Here is a 2,980-nt window from a genome sequence, read left to right on the forward strand (position 1 = left end):
AGCGAAACGGAAACCGGCATCGCCAAGGGCGTGCGCTACGCGAAGGATCTCGGCGCCGACTCCGACTACACGCGCGAACACTCTGCCGTGATCTTTCCGTTCTTCACGCAGACCGGCAAGACCGGCGCGCCGCGCAGCGAGTATCAGATTCGCGTGCCGGTCGACGACACCCACACCTATCACATCTGCTATCAGGTTTATGCGGCGCCGCCGGGCGTCGAGGCGCCGAAGCAGGATTCGGTGCCATGGTATGAACCGCCGCGCTTCGACGAGAACGGCAAGCCGATTCTCGACTACGTGCTCGCGCAGGACGCGCTGGTGTGGGACGCACAGGGCCCCATTACCGATCGCAGCACCGAATTGCTCGGCCGCACCGATATCCCGATCGTGCTGTTGCGCCGTCAGCTCGACGCGCAGATTGGCCGGGTGGAAGAAGGCCTGGAGCCGATCAACTTCTATCGCGAGTCGCCGGAGATCATCTACGGGTCAGGCAGTGCGCCCGACTATAGTCAACCGCTTCTCAAACACAATTTCCGCAAGATGTATCACCGCGGTTTCTTCAACGACGACGCCGATCGCTATGGCCCCGCGCTCGAACTCGTGAAGGATCTGCATCGACGGATCGAGGAGTTCGAAACGGCGCGGGCAGAAGCAAGCGAAGGTGCTGACGCGAACGCCGGTTGATTCAGGCTGTGTTGCTTCACCCGGCGTTGATTCACACTGCCGGAAACCGACTCCCCACGCGCGGCGCGTGCGATGACGTCATCGCGCGTGCTGCGCTCCGTCCATCACGGACGAGGAACGAACGATGCACTACAGAACGATAGGCATGACCGGTCTCGACGTCTCGGAGATCGGCTTCGGCTGCGGCGGCAACGCGGGCTTGATGGTGCGCGGCAACTTCAGCGAACAGCGGGCGATCGTCGAACGCGCGCTCGAACTCGGCATTAACTATTTCGACAACGCACCGGACTACGGTGACGGCGCGGCTGAAGAAAATCTCGGCGCCGTGCTGAAGACGTTAGGCGCGCGGCCACTGATCAATTCGAAGGTCGAGGTCCGCGTGACCGATCTCGACGATATCGCGGGACACGTGGTGCGTTCGACCGAGGCGAGCCTGCGGCGCCTCGGGATCGAATGCCTGGACATTCTGCAGATTCACAACGGGCCGCGCGCCGGGCCGACGGCACTCGAAGGACGCGGCTACAAGACGCTGAGCCTGGACGATTTCCTGCGCCCCAACGGCGCGCTCGACGGCTTGCAGCGGATTCTGCGCGACGGCAAGGCGCGCCATATCGGCTTCATCTGCCGCGGCAACGACGCGGCGGAAGTTCAAACGCTGCTGGATACCGGCCTGTTCAGCATGGTCAACGTGTCCTATACGCTGCTCAATCCGACTGCGGGGATGCCGTGTCCGCCTGGGTTGATCGTGGACCGGGACGGTGGCGACGTGATCGGCGCGGCGGCGCGGCGCGGCACCGGCACGGCTATATTCAGCGCGCTGGCAGGCGGCTTTCTGACCGACGAAAGCGTGTCGGGCGCGCAGCGCCATCCGCTTGCGCGTGGCATCGACCTGAGTTCGCAGGCAACCTTCGACGCGCAGCAGAAGGCGGCGCAATTGAGTTTCCTCGCACAGCAAGCGGGGTTGACGCTCGCGCAAGCGGCCTATCGATTCGTCCTCTCCCATCCCGGCGTCACGACCGTGCTCGGCGGATTTTCCGCCTGCCATCAGCTCGAAGAACTGTGCGATGTGTCCGGCGCGGCGCCCTTCGACGCGGATGCGTTCAGCAGGCTCGATGCGGTGTGGCGCAGCAATTTCGAGGTCCCGTCGTAGAAGAACCCTGCTCTACCGTCTACTATAAAAACACATGGAGACAACATGACTACCCGACGCTCGCTGATCAAGCTGTGCGCGCTTTGGCCTCTCGCCAGTTCAATGAATCTCGCGCTGGCCGCCGAGAAAATCTCGCCGAACATGCCGCTCACCCAGTACACCGGCGCCGATCGTGCCGAACGCATCCTGCGCGCGGCGAAAGACGAAGGCGAACTGACGTTTTACACCTCGATCGCACAGTCGGATATTGCGCCGCTGATCGATCCATTCGAAAGCCGCTACGGCATCAAGGTCAACGTGTGGCGCGCCGGCGATGAACAGGTCGTGCAACGGTGTGTCGCCGAGGCACAAGGCCGGCGCTATATCGTCGACGCCGTGCATACGGGCTCCTCGTTTCTCGACGCCTTGCGCCGCGAGAAGCTGTTGCAGCCGGTTGTGTCGCCGGTGCTCGAGCAACTGATGCCGGAGACGATTCCCGCGCATCGCCAATGGGCCGCGACGATGCTGTCGGTGTGGGTGCAGGCGTACAACACGAGCTTGATTCAGCGCGGCGATCTGCCGAAGACCTTCGACGATCTGCTCGCCCCTCACTGGAAAGGCAAGCTCGGCATTGAAGCCAAGAGCGCCGACTGGTTCGCGACGATTGCGACGCAGATGGGGGGCGAGAACGGCGTCGAATTTTTCAGAACGCTGGTCGACCGCAATGGCGTATCGGCCCGGGTCGGCAATTCGTTGCTGACCAATCTCGTCGCGGCCGGTGAAGTGCCGCTCGGCCTCGAGGTGTACAACTACATGCCCGCGCAGGCGAAACGCAAAGGCGCGCCGATCGACTGGTTTCTGATGGAACCCGCGGCCGCGCGCGCGAATGGCATCGCCGTGACGAATCACGCGCCGCATCCCGCTGCCGCGTTGCTGATGTACGACTATCTGCTTTCGGTCGACGCCCAGCGTGTTCTTGCGTCGCTCGACTATGTGCCGACTAACAGAACGGTGGCGTCGCCATTGCAGGGCACGAAGATCACGCTGGTGGATCCCGCGATGCCGCTGAAGGAAAAGATGGCGTGGACGAAAACCTTCAATCAGATTTTCCTGCACGCCTCCGCGTGAAGTGGCTTGAAGTGGTTTGAACCGGCTTGATGCGTACAA

General features: G+C 62.7%; 2 protein-coding genes and 1 pseudogene. All 3 read left to right on the forward strand.

Annotation, left to right across the window (positions count from 1 at the left end; all coding sequences use genetic code 11):
• Positions 1 to 684 (forward strand): annotated as a pseudogene (locus QOC89_RS23700) (Rieske (2Fe-2S) protein); the annotation flags it as partial.
• A gap of 124 nt (positions 685 to 808) precedes the next feature.
• Entirely contained in the window at positions 809 to 1,834 is a 1,026-nt protein-coding gene (locus QOC89_RS23705; protein ID WP_323047245.1) for an aldo/keto reductase, read from the forward strand.
• Positions 1,835 to 1,879: 45 nt separating this feature from the next.
• Positions 1,880 to 2,941 carry an ABC transporter substrate-binding protein gene (locus tag QOC89_RS23710; RefSeq protein WP_323047246.1) on the forward strand — a complete coding sequence of 354 codons (1,062 nt, stop codon included), beginning with the start codon at positions 1,880 to 1,882 and terminating at the stop codon, positions 2,939 to 2,941.
• The last annotated feature ends 39 nt before the right edge of the window (positions 2,942 to 2,980 follow it).

The organism is Paraburkholderia sp. (assembly GCF_034668105.1).
Lineage (GTDB): Bacteria > Pseudomonadota > Gammaproteobacteria > Burkholderiales > Burkholderiaceae > Paraburkholderia.